The organism is Halalkalibacterium ligniniphilum (assembly GCF_000334155.1).
GTDB classification, from domain to species: domain Bacteria; phylum Bacillota; class Bacilli; order Bacillales; family Bacillaceae_D; genus Halalkalibacterium; species Halalkalibacterium ligniniphilum.
Window position 1 is genome coordinate 1 of the sequence record NZ_ANNK01000007.1, and the last position, 17928, is coordinate 17928.

Sequence of the window (17928 nt, forward strand, 5' to 3'; positions counted from 1 at the left end):
CGCTCACACCCCTTGATTGAAAGGTTACACAGCGTTACTAGACGAATTTGTTTTCATCCTTGTGGTAAGAATGAGCAGTCCATGCGGATTTGAGTGGAAAAGGGGACGGAGCTTCCGTGCAAGCAAGCTAAAACGAAGAAGGGCTTCCGCTCACACTGCCTTGACCTGAAATGGTGCACAGAATGATCGGCGGAACTCATTTTCATCCGAGTGGGAAGAGCGAGCCGTTCATGAATGTATCTGTAGAGAAAAAGGAGTTAAAGGAACTGGGTGGCAGGTATGTTTCTCAAATGCTATGCTAGGAGAAAATGATGCCATAATGAGGTGATAGCTGTGAATATTTCAGGAGATTCCGTGATTCGGCAAATGGAAGTCCAGCTTGAACGTTTAAAACTGTCAATGAAAGCAGGCGATGAACGTCAAGTGAAAGAGCATGCTGCGGTGCTCAAGGGATATTGTAACTTATTTATCGATAGCTCAAATGAAGATAAACCACCAGCTGGAGTGCAATCACATCAGGCGGTGATGGCACAGTCATACTTTAGCAAGTCTGTGCTCCCTCCCACGTCTCCCAAGACAGAAAAAAATGAAGGGGACCAGGGAGGAAGCCTCCTGGACTTTTAGCGATCAGGATTTTTCCACTCCACGAGCACTGCATGATTTAGTGATTCATCATCATCTACGTAGTTTTCCAGGACTTGCAGAGGGGTTAAGCCTTGTTTGATCATAAACGTGAGAACAAGGTCTGTTTTTTCTCCTTTATTGACCGCTTTTACATAGTCTTCTGCTGTCATTTTATGGGCAAAATGATGGTAATCAGGAATCCGGCAACCTGCTAAGAATCTCGTTAATCCAAGTCTTTTAACAAGATCTTTTCTCGCTTCATAAAGGGCGCGGGCAATCCCTTGACCACGGTAGCTTGGGCGTACACAAACATCAATTCCATAAAGGCTATCTCCGTCAGGTTGATGGCTCTTCTTAATGTATCCGCCATCTGCTATCTCTTCCCATGTGTGAGGCTTGCCGTCGTATTGAATGATGAGAGAGGTTGCTGAGCCAACAACAACACCATCAATTTCAGCAAGCATAGCTCCTTCGGGAAACGTCTCAACATGTGCAGCAATTTGCTCACGGCTCCACCAAAGCTCTTCAGGGAACGGTGGTGGGAAGGCCTCTTTTTGAACGGCAAGTAAGCCTTCAAAATCATCAAGCGTATAAGGGCGAACGATCACGTTTTTCATTTGTTTCTCCTTTCGTTTTTCAGCAATGTATGATCTTTTGTTTTTTTTTTTTCGAAACCTTCGAGGACTGTATGCGAAGCATGTTTGTTAAAGTATACAAAATCCGCCGTTTTTTTTCACGGAATTTAGTGCTCCTTTCTCCTGCGAAAAGAGGATGGCATCCGTTCAAGCTGATGAAATAACGAAGCCCTTCCGCTCACATCAATGCACAGAATGGCCTGATGAGCTCGTGTTCATTCGTGTGAGAAGGGCAAACTGTTCATACAGGTTTCTTCATATCCTTGTCTATGGTATGCTAAAAAGGGGATTAGATTAGAAAAGGAGAATTCTTATGGCGAAATTGTTTTTGATCATAGGAAGTATTGTGATGGCATTGTCTGTTGTAATTGGGGCCTTTGGTGCACATGGATTAGAGCCTCGTTTATCAGAACGGATGATGAAAAATTATCAAACGGGTGTTCAGTATCATATGATTCATGGAATCGGCTTATTGCTTGTCGGTGTTGTCGCGTTAAAAATGGCACCATCAAGCTTGCTTAATGGAGCGGGCTGGAGTTTTCTTATTGGGATTCTTTTGTTTTCAGGAAGCCTGTACACGATGGCTCTAACAGGGGTAACGAAGCTTGGTGCGATAACGCCCATTGGGGGGTTAGCATTTATTGCTGGATGGATCCTGCTACTGGTTTCAGTAATGCGAGGACTTTAAATAGCAACAAAGAGCAGCGTTTTTGACGCTGCTCTTTGTTTTTTTGGAAAGGGTCTTCGCTACAGGTTAAGGAGCAAAGAAGTTTGTTCATCTCTACCATCTAAATCATTAAATGGGACACAGACTCATTTTATGAACTTGTTTCCTTTCCGGGTAAGGAGAGCAAACCACTGAGAATACTTCTTATCCCTTAACGGGGAGGATATTGGGCAGTTGGAGAGATTCCAGTAGGAAACGGATACTCATATTCGAGTGGTTCATCAAAGACAATGTAATCAAGATTAACCATGAGAAGAATATAGTATTGTCCGGTTTCAGGGTCGCTAAGGATAATGTGATCACGTCCGGCTTCCTCCACTCGACCACTAAAGACCATTGCATTCCATCGGTCGTTATTCTCGAATGTCATGTAGACAGTAGCTCGCTTGCCTCGATTGCGCCGTAAAATGTTTTCAATATACGATTGCTCTAACGGCATCAACCCTGACATTTGAGGCATCATAGATTGCTGTGCCATTTGTTGCTGTACAAAGCCTGGCACTGGATAGCTTTGCACCTGAGCTTGAGGGTAAGGCTGTTGTTGCGTTTGCGAAATTTGAGGGATTTGCGCTGCTTGGCTAGGCATCATATGCTGTGGATACATTTGACCCGTTTGACCACTGTAGCGGTACCCGTAACCATATTTCGGTTGTTGCTGTCCATATGGCTGCTGACTGTTTTTTTGATTTTTCGGTTCTTCACTCATGTTTGTTCGCTCCTTTTCTTAAAGTGGTTAAGCCACTTGTTGATTTTGAAAAAGTTGTGAAGATAACTCGCTTTTATGGCCTAGTACGTACCATATACAGACGGGCAAACAGAAGCGAGAGGCGCAAAAAAGCAGTGAGATTTATAGCGACCAGTATTCCATTGTCCAAACCATTGGGCAGGGCAGTCGCCATCAGGTCTGAAGAACCAAAGGGCAAACTCGGCAGGGTGATAGCGTTCTCCATTAATTAGCTTTTGAGCAAGGCGCTTTTCCTGTTCTCTTGCTCTTTGGTAAAAATATCCTTTTTGTACGGCTTCAAAGCCGCCAGGTGATTGAAAGACCATTTGTTCAACTGTTCGAATGTCAGTAAAATCTAGACAGCTTGCACGAACACGATTGACCATGACATTTCCAGCACATAGCATCCCGATCTCTCCATCTCCTTCTGCCTCTGCACGCATGAGTCTGGCTAATAACTCAACATCACTAGATGACGTTTTTATAACAGCCAATCAAACACCTCCTTCTCTAAGCAAGTACGCTCGTGGTGAGAGCTGTTTGTATCTCATAAAATAGATAAACATGTGAAACATGAAAATAAGCAGTTAGTTCACGATATGATAGAGGAAAGTGCACTATTCCAATTTTTTGGAGGAAAAGAAGGGAACTTCACAAGAGGAGAAAGGTAACAAAAAAACAAGCTGGATTTCCTCCAGCTTGTCGCTATTGCTCTTATACGTAGAAATATTGAGGGATCGTCTCAGGTGTAAGAATGTTGCCCACATAGAAGGAGCCAAACTCACCGTAGCGAGCGGAGACTTCATCAAAGCGCATTTCATAGACAAGCTTTTTAAATTGAAGCACGTCATCCGCAAATAGTGTGACGCCCCATTCCCAATCATCAAAGCCAACAGAACCAGTAATAATTTGCTTTACCTTGCCAGCGTAGCTTCGGCCGATAAGTCCATGACTGCGCATAAGCTCGCGGCGTTCGCTCATTGGAAGCATATACCAGTTATCATTTCCTTCTCGGCGCTTATCCATTGGGTAGAAGCAGACATGATTAGCCTTTGGCAAGGTTGGATACAGACGGGCACGGACATGAGGGTTTTCATAAGGATCGCTACCATCATCTCCAGCCATATAGTTACTTAGCTCAACTACGGACACGTAAGAATACGTCGGGATCGTGAATTCAGCAAATCGTGTTTTGTTGAAGGCTGTTTCAATTTCATTAAGCTCTTCCATGGTTGGGCGCAAAAGCATCATCATGATGTCAGCTTTTTGACCGACAATCGAATAGATCGCATGACTACCTTCGTTGTTAGCCTCTGTCACTGTCCACTTTTCAATGAGAGCAAGAAATTCGTTTAGCACCTGTTGTCGCTCTTCTGTAGAAAGGGCTTTTAATGCTGGCCAGTTAATCGTACGGAAGTCATGTAAGCAATACCAGCCGTCTAATGTTTTAGCAGCTTCATTCATTTGTTAACACTCCTTTATGTTGCCTGAAAAGGCGCTCGTTCAATCGTATAAATCTCTACTACGTAACTATACCATAAGTTGAAAAGGCGGAAAAAGTAAGATGGCGAACGTGTCGCTATTTCGTAATATGTTGATAAACAAAACTAGGCTTTTTGCCAAGTCCTTCATAGCTTGCTTGTACGGAAGCTCCGTCCCCTTTTCCACAGAAAAGAAGGCAGGTCTAATAACAAAAGACCAGCCTTCTCCATGAATAAGATCCGTATATTAGGGTGATTTTTTCACAAATTTTTCAATGGCCGCACGATGCTCCTTTGTCTCACCAGCTTGTCGTTGGGTTGCCACTTCCATTTCAAGTACTTCAGCAAGGCTGTGCTCAAAGCTGTCTCTAAACGTTTGCTTCATTAAACCAAAAGCCTCAAGCGGTGTATGAAGGAGCTGATTGACGAGCTCATCAGGAGAGCCAATTTTGTTGATGAGGTTAATGCGGTAGGCTTCCTCCGCCGCAATTGGGTCCCCAAGCGCCAGTTCCATCGCTTTTCCAAAACCAATGAGTCGAGGTAGAAAGTAGGATGCTCCTGCATCTGGAACGAGACCAATTTTTAAAAAGCCAAGCCCAAGCCTTGCGTCATATGCTGCAACGCGGTAATCGCAAGCAAGAGCGATGCTAAGGCCAGCTCCAACAGCAATTCCATTTATGTAGGCGACAATTGGCTTTTGAATGTTGACCATCTGAAGGATAAGGCGGTTGTATGTCTCTCGTAAGTAGTGACCATAATCAAATTGTTCAAGCTTATCGAGAGGTATGCTCTTTAGATCGGCCCCTGCACAAAAGGAATCGCCGCTTCCTTGCAGGACGATCACATGGACGTTATCATCAAGGTTTGCTTGATCAAATGCAGTAAAAAGCGCTTCATGCATTGCCTCATTTAATGCATTTTTTACTTCGGGGCGATTTAATGTAATGGTGGCAATATTTTCGTTCACCTCGTATTGAACGATTTCGTTTGACAATGGCTTCACGCTCCTTTTTAATGTAAGAACTTATCATGATGTGGTTGCGCTCTAACATTCAATCCCATACCATAAGTACTTCGATACATATTCGAAAAATCCTTTGGTTATTCTATGTGTAATTCCTGTTTCGAACAAGAATAATAGGGAATAACATAAGATATCATGGTGTAAAAAAGAACAATTGTTTACAATATTTCTACTTTTACGTTCTTGAGCAGAATGGTTTATTTTTCTTTGGAAGAGGAGTATTCTTGATATGTGATTAATTGATCAAACTAGGAGGAATTAAAACGTGAGTGATCTTTTTCGTGACATTCAAGAACAAGTGAAGCGCCACCAGCCAACGATTGTGTTACCTGAAGGAACGGACGAGCGAGTTTTAGAAGCTGCGGCAAACTTGGCTAAGGACGAAGTGGTGAAGCCTATCCTTGTTGGGAATGTCGCTGAAGTTCAAGGGAGAGCAGAAGAGCTAAATCTTAACCTTGGGCAAGTTACAATTTTAGACCCTAAGACGTATGATGCGTTTGATGATATGGTTTCTGCCTTTGTCGAAAGAAGAAAAGGAAAAGAAACAGAAGAAACCGCACGAGAAAAATTGCTTGATGTTAATTATTTCGGCACGATGCTTGTATACATGGGAATTGCGGATGGTCTAGTAAGTGGAGCAGCGCACTCAACAGGAGATACGGTTCGACCTGCCTTGCAAATCATCAAAACGCAACCAGGTATTAAAAAAACATCCGGTGTGTTTGTGATGGTAAAAGACAATCAAAAGTTCGTTTTCGGTGATTGTGCCATTAACATTGCGCCAAATAGTGAAGAATTAGCGGAGATTGCGATTGCAACGGCAGAAACGGCAAAAGTATTTGGGCTAGAGCCCAAGGTAGCCATGCTTAGCTTTTCCACGAAAGGATCGGCTTCATCGATCGAAACAAAGAAAGTAGCTGAAGCAACAAAGCTTGCGCAACAGCTACGACCTGATCTCGTCATTGATGGGGAGTTCCAATTTGACGCAGCGTTTGTGCCAGCTGTTGCACAGAAAAAAGCACCAGATTCACCTTTAAAAGGAGAAGCGAATGTCTTTATTTTTCCAAGCTTAGAATCAGGTAATCTTGGCTACAAAATTGCACAGCGTCTCGGTGGGTATGATGCGATTGGTCCGATCCTTCAAGGATTGAACAAGCCAGTCAATGACCTCTCGCGCGGATGTAATGCTGCTGATGTCTATAAGCTTTCTCTCATTACCGCTATGCAATCCATTAACCAAAGGGTGACAATTTAAATTGATAACGAGGTGGTTGCAACCACCTCGTTTTTTTACATTGTGATAATCTTTTCATTTCGACTTTTCATCCGCTCAATATGCTGGAGAAAGAGCCCCTGTTCGTGTTCGGATAGAGGTGCTGTGTGAAGGTCTGCTCCAGCCATCTTCATCGTACTCAAAGCGCAGGCCATGACGTCTTGAACGGTCAGTGGCTGCTGTAAAAGCTCTGACAAGGAGGCCATCGTTTCAGGGACGATTTGCGGATAGGCGAATTTCGGCTCCTTCCCATTTACAGAAAGCTCATAAAAGCGTCGAATCATCTCTGCTCGCTTTGCGCCGCTTCCCCTCACACATAAATAAATTTGAACAGCGACACCACCACGCATGCGCCGCTGTGAAATTCCGGCAAATTTTTTCCCGCCAATGCTTAAATCATAGCTTCCTGGGCAATAGGAGCCGACAATTTCTCTTGCTTCAATTTGCTGATTAAAAGAAGAAAACATTTGTTTGATCAAATTGTACATAAGCTCGTACCCTTCATCGATCGTAAAGCCCTTTTTCTCCTTTACAATAAGGGAAAGATTTAATACGTCTTCATCAAGAACTACAGCAAGGCCGCCTGAATTTCGGATGATTACCTGTTGGCCCTGACTTTGTAAGTAACGTAAGCCCTCATCAATATCAGGCAAACGACTATCTTGAATCCCGAGAACAACCGTATGATGATGAACCCATGCACGAAGCGTGGCTGACCCATTTTCCTGTCCGATCATCGTACAAAAGGTATCATCATAGGCAAAGGATTCAAGTGCGTTAAATAAGGGGCCGAGCGTTGTATGATCAATAAATCGCCATGGCTGTTGCAAATATTGGTCGAATCGTTCATTCATCGCAGTTTACACACCTCGACTTTATCATTGACGTTATTATAGCACGGATTCAGTTGCCACCCACCAGGATTTCCAGATTGCGTTATAGTAGAAATATGATATACTAAAGGATGGTCTGTTAAAAGAACTTAATTAACATGTGTTTATTATAGAGTGAAAAAATGTAGAAAGGACAGGGAAAACGATGGCAAATGAATTTCGTATTTGTGATGAGTGCCAAGCGACCAACATAAAAACGCTGCTTCCTCGTCTGAAAAAGCTGGACCCGGATGCGGCCATTGACATTCGTTGTCAATCGTATTGTGGGCCTGGTCGTAAAAAATCATTTACCTTTGTAAATAATCGACCAGTCTCAGCGCCTGATGAAGATCAGCTAATAGATAAAATTATGAAAAAGTTAAAATAAAAGTCAAACTGACTCATGAAGGGAGGATTAGCCTTTGTGAGTCAGTTTTCACATTTCGATCATTTTTATTGCTGATTCAAAAGAGGGATTTTGTTAAAATTAGTTTTACTTCCTTTTAAAAGGGTAAAAGTCTTTACTTTTGTTTTTCTTCTTTTGTTGAGGCTTTAAATAAATAATTGGTTGCGTGTTGATGTGTAAGAGCAGTTAATGGGCATTTGGCAACTTCAACAAGTACCAAAGAACTACAACGTAGAAGGAGAGATGTCGATGAACTTGACGAAACAAATTATTATTGCACTAGTCTTAGGGGTAGCTGTTGGTTTAGGCTTTAACATTCTTGCGCCTAATTTATTTGTACCCGTTGATACGTATTTTTTCACACCTCTTGGTCAACTTTTCTTAAAGGCTATAACCATGCTTGTAGTACCTCTTGTCTTCTTTTCGATTGTCCTTGGAACAGCTGGTTTGGGTGATCCGAAAAAGCTTGGTCGCATTGGGACAAAAACGGTAGGATTCTTTTTAGTTACGACGGCACTTGCTCTTATTATTGCTCTTGCACTAGCCCTAATTATTCGACCAGGACAAGAAGGGTTAATGGCGCAAGGAGATCAAGGATTCGAGGCTCAAGAGCCACCTCCAGTGATGGAGACGTTGTTAAACATTATCCCGACGAATCCTGTCGATGCCCTTGCGTCAGGGGATATGCTACAAATTATTACGTTTGCAGTACTTGTTGGATTTGCTATAGCTATGCTTGGTGAAAGAATGAGTGGTGTCCTTAAACTAATGGACCAAGGGAATGAAATCATGATGTTTTTAGTAACGCTCGCTATGAAGCTCGCTCCATATGGTGCCTTTGCTCTGATTGCTTCAGCCTTAGGGAAGCAAGGAATAGAAGCGTTATCTTCCATGGGAATGTACATGATCTGTGTCGTTCTCGGACTTATTATTCATACTGGAGTTGTTTACTCTGGGGCTGTTTATTTCTTAGGGAAAATGAGCCCGCTTAAATTCTTTAAAGGCTTCTTCCCTGCGATGACCGTTGCGTTTAGTACCTCAAGTAGTAATGCAACACTGCCTGTATCGATGAAAGCAGCTCAGGAAAACCTTGGTGTTTCAAAACAAATTTCAGGCTTTGTGCAGCCACTTGGCGCAACCATTAATATGGATGGGACGGCGATTATGCAAGCAGTCGCGACCGTATTTATTGCCCAAGTCTATGCTGAGCAATTAACAATGGGTGATTTGCTTACAGTTATTCTAACAGCAACGCTTGCAAGTATTGGGACTGCAGGTGTACCAGGGGTTGGAATGATCATGCTCGCAATGGTTCTTCAATCAGTTGGTTTACCTGTGGAAGGAATTGCTCTCGTTCTTGCTGTTGATCGTATTCTCGATATGCTCCGTACAACAGTGAATATTACAGGGGATGCAGCATGTGCTGTCTATGTAGAGCGCACTGAAGGCGGCAAGTCTGAAGCAAGTGAACCTTCAAAAGCGTAAAATTAAATGGATAATGTAATATTTAGCTTTTGTTGAGATTGTATGATTTGGATTAATACTTTGAAATAAGCAGCTTCTTTTAGCTGCTTATTTTTGTGGAAAAGGGGACGGAGCTTCAGTTCAAGTTGATGAAACGAAGAAGCGCCTCCGCTCATGAAGGTTTTTGTGGGATTGTTTATTTTCAAGGTAAGCGGGAATCGATGCATCGTCAATATTTTACTAGGTATCATAGGATTTGCTTCATTTATTCGATATAATAGTGGTATGAATTGGACCGAATGAGAGGGAATGTCATGACCAAACCGTATTACGGCAAATTAGATGAAGAAAAAGTATTCAAAGATCCGGTTCACCGCTACATTCATGTTCGTGATGAACTGATTTGGGAGTTGATCGGAACGAAAGAATTTCAGCGCTTGCGCCGTGTTCGCCAGCTTGGTACGACCTTCCTTACGTTTCACGGGGCGGAACATACTCGTTTTAATCATTCCTTAGGGGTGTATGAGATTACAAGACGCATTCTCGAAGTATTTAAAGGGCGACCTCACTGGAATGAGGAGGAACGCTTGCTTGCCCTATCAGCGGCCTTGCTTCATGACTTAGGCCATGGCCCCTTTTCCCACTCGTTTGAGAAAGTGTTTCATACTGATCATGAGGAATGGACACGTGAAATTATTCTAGGTGATACAGAAATAAACCGAGTGCTTGCACGTGTAGAACCGAGCTTCCCAAAAAATGTTGCTGATGTGATTGAAAAAACGTACTCCAACAAGCTTGTCACGAGCATTATTTCAAGTCAAATTGATGCTGATCGCATGGATTATTTGCAACGGGATGCTTACTATACAGGTGTGAGCTACGGACATTTTGATATGGAGCGAATTTTGCGTGTCATGCGGCCGATGGAAGATCAGGTTGTGATTAAACAAAGCGGCATGCATGCTGTTGAAGATTACATTATGAGCCGGTATCAAATGTACTGGCAAGTGTATTTCCATCCAGTAACGCGAAGCGCAGAAGTGATTTTGAGTCAAATTTTTAAGCGGGCGAAAGAGCTTTATGAACAAGGATATACGTTCAAACAGAAACCGGAGCATTTTTATTCCTTTTTTAGTGGAAATGTAAGCTTAGCTGATTATTTGCGACTAGATGAGTCGATAACCATGTATTATTTTCAAATTTGGCAGGAAGAAGAGGATCGCATTTTGCGTGATCTTTGTGTAAGATTCCTAAATAGACGTTTGTTTAAATATGTCGAATTTAATCCGAACTTACAAATGAATGACTGGCCACGCTTAAGACAATTGTTTTTACAGGCCGATTTAAATCCTGACTATTATTTAGTGGTCGATTCCTCGTCTGATCTTCCCTATGATTTTTATCGACCAGGGGAAGAGGAGGAGCGGCTGCCCATTCACCTTGTGATGCCGAACGGAAAGCTAAGGGAGCTCTCTCGAGAGTCTGAGGTCGTTGAAGCCATCTCAGGGAAAAAACGAACGGACCATAAGCTGTACTTTCCACTCGACTGTTTAGAGGACGAGCGTGAGCATAAAGAGACGAAACGAGAAATACGGAAACTATTGATGAAGTAAGGGGGAGAAGGGGTTGCTGAAAGAGCATGCAAAATTGATGGCACTGTTCCTGCAAGCAGAAGAAGTTGTAGGTCGAAAAAAGCTGCAAAAAATCGTCTACATTGCGAAAAAATTAAACGTTCCATTCTCTGAACGGTATAAGTTCCATATGTTCGGTCCTTATTCTGAAGAGTTGACGTTGCGGATTGAGGAGCTTTGCAATCTTGGCTTTTTACTTGAAATAAAAGAAGACAAAGGAAATTATTATCAATATCGTTATTCCCTTTCAGAAGAAGGGAAGAGGTTTTTACAGTTTTATGAGTTTGATCTTCCGGAAGTGAAGGAACTTGTCCGTGACATGAACGAGCAAAGCTCTCGTTTTTTAGAGCTTGTCTCCACCTTGCTTTATTTTGAAGAACTTCCTCAAGAAGATGTAAAAGAGAAAGTATTTACGCTAAAACGAAAGCAAAACTACAGTGAGAGCGACATTGAAGAGGCATTAGCTTATATTGCTAGATTAAAAGAAAGACAGCATTAAAAGGACAAGCCCATTCCAAGTTGGAGTGGGCTTGTTTTTGGTTACAGGGAAATAATCTCTCTGTTATAAACTGACTCAAAAGTCCATAACACGGACGATTGAGTCTAAATTTATTAAAAATTAAAAGAGTGTCAGATATTCTGCCCATATTTTTCATTTTTTTTAAGTAATTTTCCTTATTTTAATTGAATTTTTAATTTAATTAGAATATTATTAATGAAATGTTGGTTTCGAATTATGAAAAATATAAGGAGATTTGAAATTTGAATTCAATTATTGAAATCAAGGATTTGCAGATTGCCTTTAGAACTGATAGTCGTGATGTAACGGTTATCGATAATGTGAACTTCAGAGTTGACAAGGGTGAAACGCTAGGAATCGTTGGAGAATCTGGTTGTGGGAAAAGTGTGACGTCGATGTCGATTATGGGTTTACTACCCCCTATTGCAAAGGTTACGAAAGGCAGCATTAAGTTAAAAGACCGAGAATTAGTAGGAATGAGTAAAAAACAGCTTCGATCTGTTCGAGGAAAAGAAATTGCAATGATCTTTCAAGAGCCAATGACCTCGCTGAATCCTGTTTATAACATTGGTAAACAAATAATAGAGCTCATATTGAATCACCGTAAAGTATCAAAAAAAGAGGCAAAAGCTCATGCGTTAGAGATGCTAAAGCTTGTTGGAATACCACGGCCTGAAGAAGTAATTAATGAATATCCGCATCAGCTTTCAGGGGGGATGCGACAACGGGTCATGATTGCCCTTGCCATGTCTTGTAATCCAGAAGTGCTTATTGCAGATGAGCCGACAACAGCACTTGATGTCACAATTCAGGCACAAATCCTAGAGCTTATGAAGGATCTTCAAAAAAAGTTAGGTATGTCCATTATTTTAATTACTCACGATCTTGGTGTAGTAGCAGAAATGTGTGATCGTGTCGTTGTTATGTATGCTGGACAGGTTGTTGAAGAGTGCACAATCGAGCAGCTCTTTACAAAGCCTCATCATCCTTATACGGAAGGGCTTCTAGCATCTGTGCCTAATATGGAAGAAGAACAAGAAACTTTAACGTCTATCCCTGGAACAGTTCCAAGCCCTGGTGAAATGCCAAAAGGATGTCGTTTTGCAGAGCGTTGCCCTTACGTTCTTGATCGTTGTTTTGAAAAGGTACCTGAATTGTTTGTGCTTGGTCCTAATACGAAATCGCGATGTTGGTTGAATGAACCTAGTGAGTCAGGGGGAGTGCAATGAGTGAAAAAAACGTTTTGCTAGAAGTTAAAGGCTTGAAAAAGTATTTCCCGATTAAAGGAGGCATCTTTGGAAAGAAAGTACTTAAGCATGTAAAAGCAGTTGAAGATGTTTCGTTTTCAGTTTACCAAGGAGAAACATTTGGAATTGTTGGAGAATCAGGCTGCGGAAAATCTACAACTGGACGGGCTATTCTCCGTCTCTTGGAGCCTACAGAAGGTCAAGTCCTTTTTGATGGAGTAGATTTAGCAAACTTGTCAACAAAAGAGATGAGGAAAAAAAGAAAAGATTTGCAAATTGTTTTTCAGGACCCTTTTGCTTCGTTAAATCCGCGTATGAAAATTAGTAAAACCATTGAAGAGCCTATGAATATTTTTGATATTCATGATGAAAAAGAGAGGAAAATAGAAGTCCGGAAATTAATGGAGAGAGTTGGTTTGAAACCAGAATATGTAAATCGTTATCCTCATGAGTTTAGTGGAGGACAACGGCAGCGAATTGGCATTGCACGTGCCTTATCCGTCCAGCCAAAGCTTATTATCGCAGATGAACCGGTTTCTGCCCTAGATGTATCCGTTCAATCCCAAGTATTAAATTTAATGAAGGAACTTCAACGCGAGTATGGACTTACATACGTTTTTATTTCTCATGACTTAAGCGTTGTTAAACATTTATGTGACAGAATTGGAGTTATGTATTTAGGAAATATGATAGAGCTCTCCAATAAGACTGACTTGTACGAGGAGCCTTTGCATCCTTATACAAAGGCCCTTTTATCAGCTGTACCAACACCTAGTTTAAAAGAAAAGCGCGAACGAATTATCCTAAAAGGAAGTGTGCCAAGTCCATCAAATCCACCTTCAGGGTGTGTTTTCCATACAAGATGCACAGATTGTATGGACATATGTAAAGTTGAAAAACCAAAGTTTCAAGAAGTGAAAAAGGGACGTTTTGTTGCCTGCCATCTCTATCAATAAGATGAAAACGAGGCGTAAAGATGAGTAAAACATTAGCTAAAGCTCTTTATTTATTAACACTTTTTGACGGGGAAGAAAATGATATTACATTAGATGAGCTTTCTAAAAGAGCGAACATTCCGAAAGCGACAACTTATAGGCTATTAAAGACAATGGAAGAGCATGGCTTCGTTAAGAAAGTCACACTGACTAGTAAGAGCGCCACTACTTCTAGTGAAGCTTTTCAACTAGGGCTTCGATGTTTAAGGCTCGGTGAGATAGCTGCTAGACAAATTGATATACGGAACATTGCACTTCCGTATATGAAAAAACTTTGTCATGAACTTAGTGAATCTATACAGCTCGTTATTCCGGAGGGGCAGGAAGCTGTTTATATTGAAAAAGTTGAATCAAACCGACCCGTCCGCTTGTACACAAGTGTTGGAAGAAGAGCGCCACTTTATGCAGGAGCATGCCCGAGGATTTTGTTATCGTTCATGAGCGATGAAGAGATTAGGGAAATATTATCCCGTCCTCTCATGAAGGTGACTGACCAAACCTCAATAGATAAAGGGGAAATTTGGGAAACGATTCGAGAGGCCCGCCAAAATGGATATACCTATAGTTTATCGGAACTAGCCGATAACACAGAAGCGATCGGCACACCTATTTTTAATCAGAGTGGCAAAATAGTAGGGGCTCTTAGTGTTGGTAGCTTTGCGGGACGACTTAGTTCAAGATCAACGGTTGATATGGGGATTGTACGTGAAATGTGGAAGGCTTGCTCTGAAATTTCAAAGGAGCTAGGTTTTATCAAGCCGTATCCATTTAAATAAAAATGAATTAATACAGGAGGATGCTTTATGAAGGATGTTCAAAAAAATTGGTTAATGATGCTAGCTATTGTTTTTATATCTAGTGCATTGGCTGCTTGTAGTGGGAGTTCAGAAAATACAGCAGAAAATCAAGGTGACGAAGAGGCACCAGATATTGAGTTAAATGAAGGAAATGAGATTGTGATTGGTGTTGTAGGAGATCCTCAAAGTTGGGACCCAATTGATACATTTCTAATCGATTGGAGTACTGTTGCTACATCTATCTTCGAAGGACTGATTGATCGGGATCTCGATCTCAATCTTACTCCAGGTCTTGCTACAGAGTGGGAGTATTTAGATGATTTGACATTGCAATTTAAGCTTCGTGAAGGTGTAGAATTCCACAACGGCGAGCCTTTTAATGCAGAAGCGGTTAAATTTACTTTTGATCGCCTTCTAGGGGAAGAGGGAGCAACTGGTCCACAACGTTCGAACTATACATCGATTGAAAATGTGGAAATTATTAATGATTATGAAGTTGTTTTTCACTTGAATAAACCGGATCCCGTCTTATTAACGAAACTAGCAGGCTATGGTGCTGTTATTGTTCCACCAAACTATGTACAAGAAAGCAGTGAAGAAAATTTTAATGCAAACCCTGTAGGAACAGGACCATTTAAAATGGTGAGCTATAACCGAGATTCCCAAATTGTGTTGGAAAAAAACGAAAATTATTGGAAAGAAGGTCTTCCTAAGCTAGATCAAGTCACATTCCGATTTATTCCTGAGGCAACGACTAGATTAGCAGAACTGCAAACGGGTGCGATCGATATCATGAAACGGGTAGAGATCAGCCAAGTAGAGACAGTTGAAAATAATGAAAATTTAACACTACTCGATATAGGATCACCAACCGTTTATTCTCTTCGCTTTGATCCAAGTCAAGAACCACTTGATGACGTTCGTGTCCGTAAGGCTATCAACCATGCTATTGATGTTGATGAGATTATTGAACAAATCATTGGGGGATATGGAAATCGCATTGCAACATACCAAAGTGATTTATCTTTTGGTTTTAACCCAAATCTTGAACCTTACGAGTATAATCCTGAGCTGGCAAGTGAGCTACTTGCAGAAGCCGGTGTTGAAGAAGGAACGGTCTTAGATGTCTACACCTCTGGAGAAGACAGTACGTTTAGAGAAATTGTCCAAGCGGTTGCCTTTTACCTTGAACAAGTGGGCATTCAATTAAATGTAAATACTGTCGAGTTTTCTACACTTACATCTGAGTTAATTCCGAATGGCAATGCTGGTCATATGTATCGTCAAAGCTGGGGAGGATGGACACTTGATTTTGATAATACTGCGTATTCAATGTATGCAGAAGGAGAACAGTGGAATCCAAGTTTTTACGATGAACAGGTTCAACAATTGCTTGAAGCAAGCCGTCAAACCATTGACCAAAATGAACGTGAAGTAATTTTTATGGAATTGACTGAAAGGTTGTATGAGTTGGTACCAGAAGTCAATCTTTATCAGTCAATCGACCGTTATGCTATCAATCAGCGTGTGCAAAACTTCCAACCACCTTATGATGATCGATTACGTTTGGAAGAAGTATCGGTAGAGTAGTTGAAATGAAAGGATAGTATGGAGCCATTCATACTATCCTTTTCCTAATAGGAGGTCATGGTCAAATGTTTACCTTTATTATTAGACGAATGCTTCACAGCTTATATGTTGTGATTGCCATCTCTTTAATTGCTTTTTTTGCTATTCGATTAACAGGGGACCCGGTTGCCTTAATGTTTGGGGCGGGTGAACCGACAAGGGAAGCGATCGAGGAAATAAGAGCAAACCTAGGGCTAGATCGTCCTTTGCCTGTTCAATACCTCAGCTTTATACAGGATTTAATTACTTTAGATCTTGGGATTTCCTATCGTTCGGGAGAAAGTGTAACAAGCTTGGTAATGGAAAGGATGCCAGCAACTTTAGCATTAACCTTTAGCGGTATCCTTGTAGCGCTCTTGATTGCTTTCCCTGTAGGAATTATTTCAGCAGTGAAACGTGGTACATTTCTTGATTTTGGAGGACGAGCATTTTCATTGTTTGGCATTTCATTCCCCAATTTTTGGTTAGGGATTATGCTTATTCTTATTTTTTCAGTTACATTACAGTGGTTTCCAGCCTCGGGTTTCAATGGAATTGAATATCTCGTGTTACCATCCGTTACTTTAGGCCTTATTTTGTCGGGCATTTTGGCCCGCCTTGTCCGTTCTTCTATGTTAGAAGTATTAAATAAGCAATATATGAATACTGCTCGTTCTAAAGGGATTTCAGAATGGGCTGTTATTATTAAGCATGGATTTCGTACAGCGTTGATACCGACCGTTACTTACATCGGTATCCAGTTTGGGTCACTTCTTGGTGGAACGGTAATTATTGAACAGGTATTTTCTTGGCCAGGTGTTGGTAGAATGATTGTCGATGCAATCAACCAACGTGATTTTCCAGTAGTGCAAGGTGGGGTTATTATGTTGGCTTTCCTAATGGTTATGGTGAATCTTATTATCGACTTGAGTTATGCGATTATTGATCCGCGTATTAAAGTGGGAGGAGGAAAGTCATAATGGCACAAATACCCATGTCTGTAGATCAGTCGGTAGAAAAAAAGGAAAAAAATCAATGGGTCCAATTATGGAAGAAGTTGATAAGAAATCCTGGCGCATTAATTGGCTTCATTCTTGTTAGCTTAACTGTATTTTGTGCGCTGTTTGCGCCTTTAATTGCTCCTTACGATCCTGGAGAAGCAAACTTAGGAGCGAGGCTGATGGCGCCAATTTGGGCTGATGAAACTGGTGAATCGACCTATATTTTAGGTGGCGATCAACTTGGGAGAGACTTATTAAGCCGTATTATTTATGGTACGCAGGTTTCATTGATGGTGGGCATAATAAGTGTGTTACTCGCGATGGGAATTGGGGTTTTTCTAGGGCTTTTAGCTGGATACGCTGGAAAATGGGTAGATGATATCATTATGCGCATTGCAGATGTGCAACTGGCATTTCCATTTATTTTGTTTGCGATCATTATTATGGCAATATTTGGCGGGGGGCTTTGGATGATGATTCTTGTCTTAGGCTTAACCAACTGGGTAGGATTTGCGCGCCTTATTCGCAGTGAGGTGTTGTCGATAAAAGAGATGGAGTTTATACATGCAGCAAAAGCAATCGGTAATCATCCAATCTCGATCGTTGTTAAACACATTATTCCCAATGTCGCATCATCCATCCTTGTTTTAAGTACGATGATGGTTGCGGAATTTATTTTACTTGAAGCTGCACTAACGTTTCTAGGCTTAGGAATAGATCCAACCATACCATCTTGGGGAGGAATGTTGGCAGATAGTCGAAATTATATTAGTACAGCTTGGTGGACTGCGATTTTTCCAGGGGTGGCAATTATGTTGACTGTACTTGGATTTAACTTGCTTGGAGACTGGCTTCGTGATGAATTAGACCCAAATACACGACGTTAGAGGGGAGGGAGT

The 17928-nt window shown here is 41.4% G+C and carries 19 protein-coding genes; 13 read left to right on the forward strand and 6 right to left on the reverse strand.

What is annotated here, in order from left to right; all coding sequences use genetic code 11:
- Window positions 1-333: 333 nt before the first annotated feature.
- Window positions 334-624, forward strand: coding sequence for a YwdI family protein (locus tag BLT_RS0100710; RefSeq protein ID WP_017725916.1), 291 nt, complete (start codon window positions 334-336; stop codon window positions 622-624).
- On the opposite strand, the gene BLT_RS0100715 is transcribed toward BLT_RS0100710, so the two are convergent.
- Window positions 621-1241, reverse strand: a complete 621-nt coding sequence (locus tag BLT_RS0100715) for a GNAT family N-acetyltransferase (protein WP_017725918.1) — start codon at window positions 1239-1241, stop codon at window positions 621-623. The two genes, BLT_RS0100710 and BLT_RS0100715, sit on opposite strands and share 4 nt — an antisense overlap.
- Before the next feature lie 331 nt (window positions 1242-1572).
- Between BLT_RS0100715 and BLT_RS0100720 the strand changes: the two genes are divergently transcribed.
- Complete coding sequence (locus BLT_RS0100720; RefSeq protein ID WP_017725919.1) at window positions 1573-1947, forward strand: DUF423 domain-containing protein; 375 nt, start codon at window positions 1573-1575, stop codon at window positions 1945-1947.
- Window positions 1948-2137: 190 nt separating this feature from the next.
- Here BLT_RS0100720 and gerQ read toward each other — a convergent pair whose 3' ends face one another.
- From gerQ to BLT_RS0100740, 4 genes are all read right to left on the reverse strand, one after another.
- Window positions 2138-2692 (reverse strand): spore coat protein GerQ, encoded by a 555-nt coding sequence (gene gerQ / locus BLT_RS0100725; RefSeq protein ID WP_017725920.1) that lies wholly within the window; start codon window positions 2690-2692, stop codon window positions 2138-2140.
- 80 nt (window positions 2693-2772) lie between these two features.
- Window positions 2773-3204, reverse strand: coding sequence for a cell wall hydrolase (locus BLT_RS0100730; RefSeq protein ID WP_017725921.1), 432 nt, complete (start codon window positions 3202-3204; stop codon window positions 2773-2775).
- A 220-nt stretch (window positions 3205-3424) separates the two neighbouring features.
- Window positions 3425-4174, reverse strand: coding sequence for a hydrogen peroxide-dependent heme synthase (hemQ, locus tag BLT_RS0100735; RefSeq protein WP_017725922.1), 750 nt, complete (start codon window positions 4172-4174; stop codon window positions 3425-3427).
- Window positions 4175-4438: 264 nt separating this feature from the next.
- Window positions 4439-5185, reverse strand: coding sequence for an enoyl-CoA hydratase/isomerase family protein (locus tag BLT_RS0100740; protein WP_017725923.1), 747 nt, complete (start codon window positions 5183-5185; stop codon window positions 4439-4441).
- A 295-nt stretch (window positions 5186-5480) separates the two neighbouring features.
- Between BLT_RS0100740 and pta the strand changes: the two genes are divergently transcribed.
- Complete coding sequence (pta, locus tag BLT_RS0100745) at window positions 5481-6470, forward strand: phosphate acetyltransferase (RefSeq protein WP_017725924.1); 990 nt, start codon at window positions 5481-5483, stop codon at window positions 6468-6470.
- Window positions 6471-6505: 35 nt separating this feature from the next.
- Here pta and BLT_RS0100750 read toward each other — a convergent pair whose 3' ends face one another.
- Window positions 6506-7342: a lipoate--protein ligase family protein gene (locus BLT_RS0100750; protein ID WP_017725925.1), complete on the reverse strand. Its 837-nt coding sequence runs from the start codon at window positions 7340-7342 to the stop codon at window positions 6506-6508.
- Window positions 7343-7526: 184 nt separating this feature from the next.
- On the opposite strand from BLT_RS0100750, the gene BLT_RS0100755 reads away from it, so the two are divergent.
- The 10 genes from BLT_RS0100755 (at window position 7527) to BLT_RS0100800 (ending at window position 17916) form a co-directional block, all read left to right on the forward strand.
- Window positions 7527-7748 (forward strand): DUF1450 domain-containing protein, encoded by a 222-nt coding sequence (locus BLT_RS0100755; protein ID WP_017725926.1) that lies wholly within the window; start codon window positions 7527-7529, stop codon window positions 7746-7748.
- Between the two features lie 267 nt (window positions 7749-8015).
- On the forward strand, window positions 8016-9251 hold the full coding sequence (locus BLT_RS0100760; RefSeq protein WP_017725927.1) for a dicarboxylate/amino acid:cation symporter: 1236 nt from the start codon (window positions 8016-8018) through the stop codon (window positions 9249-9251).
- Window positions 9252-9544: 293 nt separating this feature from the next.
- Window positions 9545-10843 (forward strand): HD domain-containing protein, encoded by a 1299-nt coding sequence (locus BLT_RS0100765; RefSeq protein ID WP_017725929.1) that lies wholly within the window; start codon window positions 9545-9547, stop codon window positions 10841-10843.
- A gap of 13 nt (window positions 10844-10856) precedes the next feature.
- The gene (locus BLT_RS0100770) at window positions 10857-11360 is read left to right on the forward strand and encodes a YwgA family protein (RefSeq protein ID WP_017725930.1); all 504 of its coding nucleotides are present in this window, start codon (window positions 10857-10859) and stop codon (window positions 11358-11360) included.
- A 263-nt stretch (window positions 11361-11623) separates the two neighbouring features.
- The gene (locus tag BLT_RS0100775) at window positions 11624-12610 is read left to right on the forward strand and encodes an ABC transporter ATP-binding protein (protein ID WP_017725931.1); all 987 of its coding nucleotides are present in this window, start codon (window positions 11624-11626) and stop codon (window positions 12608-12610) included.
- On the forward strand, window positions 12607-13584 hold the full coding sequence (locus tag BLT_RS0100780) for an ABC transporter ATP-binding protein (RefSeq protein ID WP_017725932.1): 978 nt from the start codon (window positions 12607-12609) through the stop codon (window positions 13582-13584). The genes BLT_RS0100775 and BLT_RS0100780 overlap by 4 nt, the downstream gene beginning before the upstream one ends.
- A 20-nt stretch (window positions 13585-13604) precedes the next feature.
- Entirely contained in the window at window positions 13605-14399 is a 795-nt protein-coding gene (locus tag BLT_RS0100785) for an IclR family transcriptional regulator (protein ID WP_017725933.1), read from the forward strand.
- A 27-nt stretch (window positions 14400-14426) separates the two neighbouring features.
- Window positions 14427-16010: an ABC transporter substrate-binding protein gene (locus BLT_RS0100790; protein WP_017725934.1), complete on the forward strand. Its 1584-nt coding sequence runs from the start codon at window positions 14427-14429 to the stop codon at window positions 16008-16010.
- Between the two features lie 65 nt (window positions 16011-16075).
- Window positions 16076-17008, forward strand: a complete 933-nt coding sequence (nikB, locus tag BLT_RS0100795) for a nickel ABC transporter permease (RefSeq protein WP_017725935.1) — start codon at window positions 16076-16078, stop codon at window positions 17006-17008.
- Window positions 17008-17916: an ABC transporter permease gene (locus tag BLT_RS0100800; RefSeq protein WP_017725936.1), complete on the forward strand. Its 909-nt coding sequence runs from the start codon at window positions 17008-17010 to the stop codon at window positions 17914-17916. Before nikB ends, BLT_RS0100800 begins: the two co-directional genes overlap by 1 nt.
- Window positions 17917-17928: the final 12 nt, after the last annotated feature.

Coding starts and splice junctions, on each gene's coding strand:
- BLT_RS0100760 (WP_017725927.1), top strand. CDS start 8,016: ATGAACTTGACGAAACAAATTATTATTGCACTAGTCTTAGGGGTAGCT.
- BLT_RS0100780 (WP_017725932.1), top strand. CDS start 12,607: ATGAGTGAAAAAAACGTTTTGCTAGAAGTTAAAGGCTTGAAAAAGTAT.
- BLT_RS0100715 (WP_017725918.1), bottom strand. CDS start 1,241: ATGAAAAACGTGATCGTTCGCCCTTATACGCTTGATGATTTTGAAGGC.
- BLT_RS0100720 (WP_017725919.1), top strand. CDS start 1,573: ATGGCGAAATTGTTTTTGATCATAGGAAGTATTGTGATGGCATTGTCT.
- nikB (WP_017725935.1), top strand. CDS start 16,076: ATGTTTACCTTTATTATTAGACGAATGCTTCACAGCTTATATGTTGTG.
- BLT_RS0100785 (WP_017725933.1), top strand. CDS start 13,605: ATGAGTAAAACATTAGCTAAAGCTCTTTATTTATTAACACTTTTTGAC.
- BLT_RS0100755 (WP_017725926.1), top strand. CDS start 7,527: ATGGCAAATGAATTTCGTATTTGTGATGAGTGCCAAGCGACCAACATA.
- hemQ (WP_017725922.1), bottom strand. CDS start 4,174: ATGAATGAAGCTGCTAAAACATTAGACGGCTGGTATTGCTTACATGAC.
- BLT_RS0100790 (WP_017725934.1), top strand. CDS start 14,427: ATGAAGGATGTTCAAAAAAATTGGTTAATGATGCTAGCTATTGTTTTT.
- gerQ (WP_017725920.1), bottom strand. CDS start 2,692: ATGAGTGAAGAACCGAAAAATCAAAAAAACAGTCAGCAGCCATATGGA.
- BLT_RS0100750 (WP_017725925.1), bottom strand. CDS start 7,342: ATGAATGAACGATTCGACCAATATTTGCAACAGCCATGGCGATTTATT.
- BLT_RS0100800 (WP_017725936.1), top strand. CDS start 17,008: ATGGCACAAATACCCATGTCTGTAGATCAGTCGGTAGAAAAAAAGGAA.
- BLT_RS0100765 (WP_017725929.1), top strand. CDS start 9,545: ATGACCAAACCGTATTACGGCAAATTAGATGAAGAAAAAGTATTCAAA.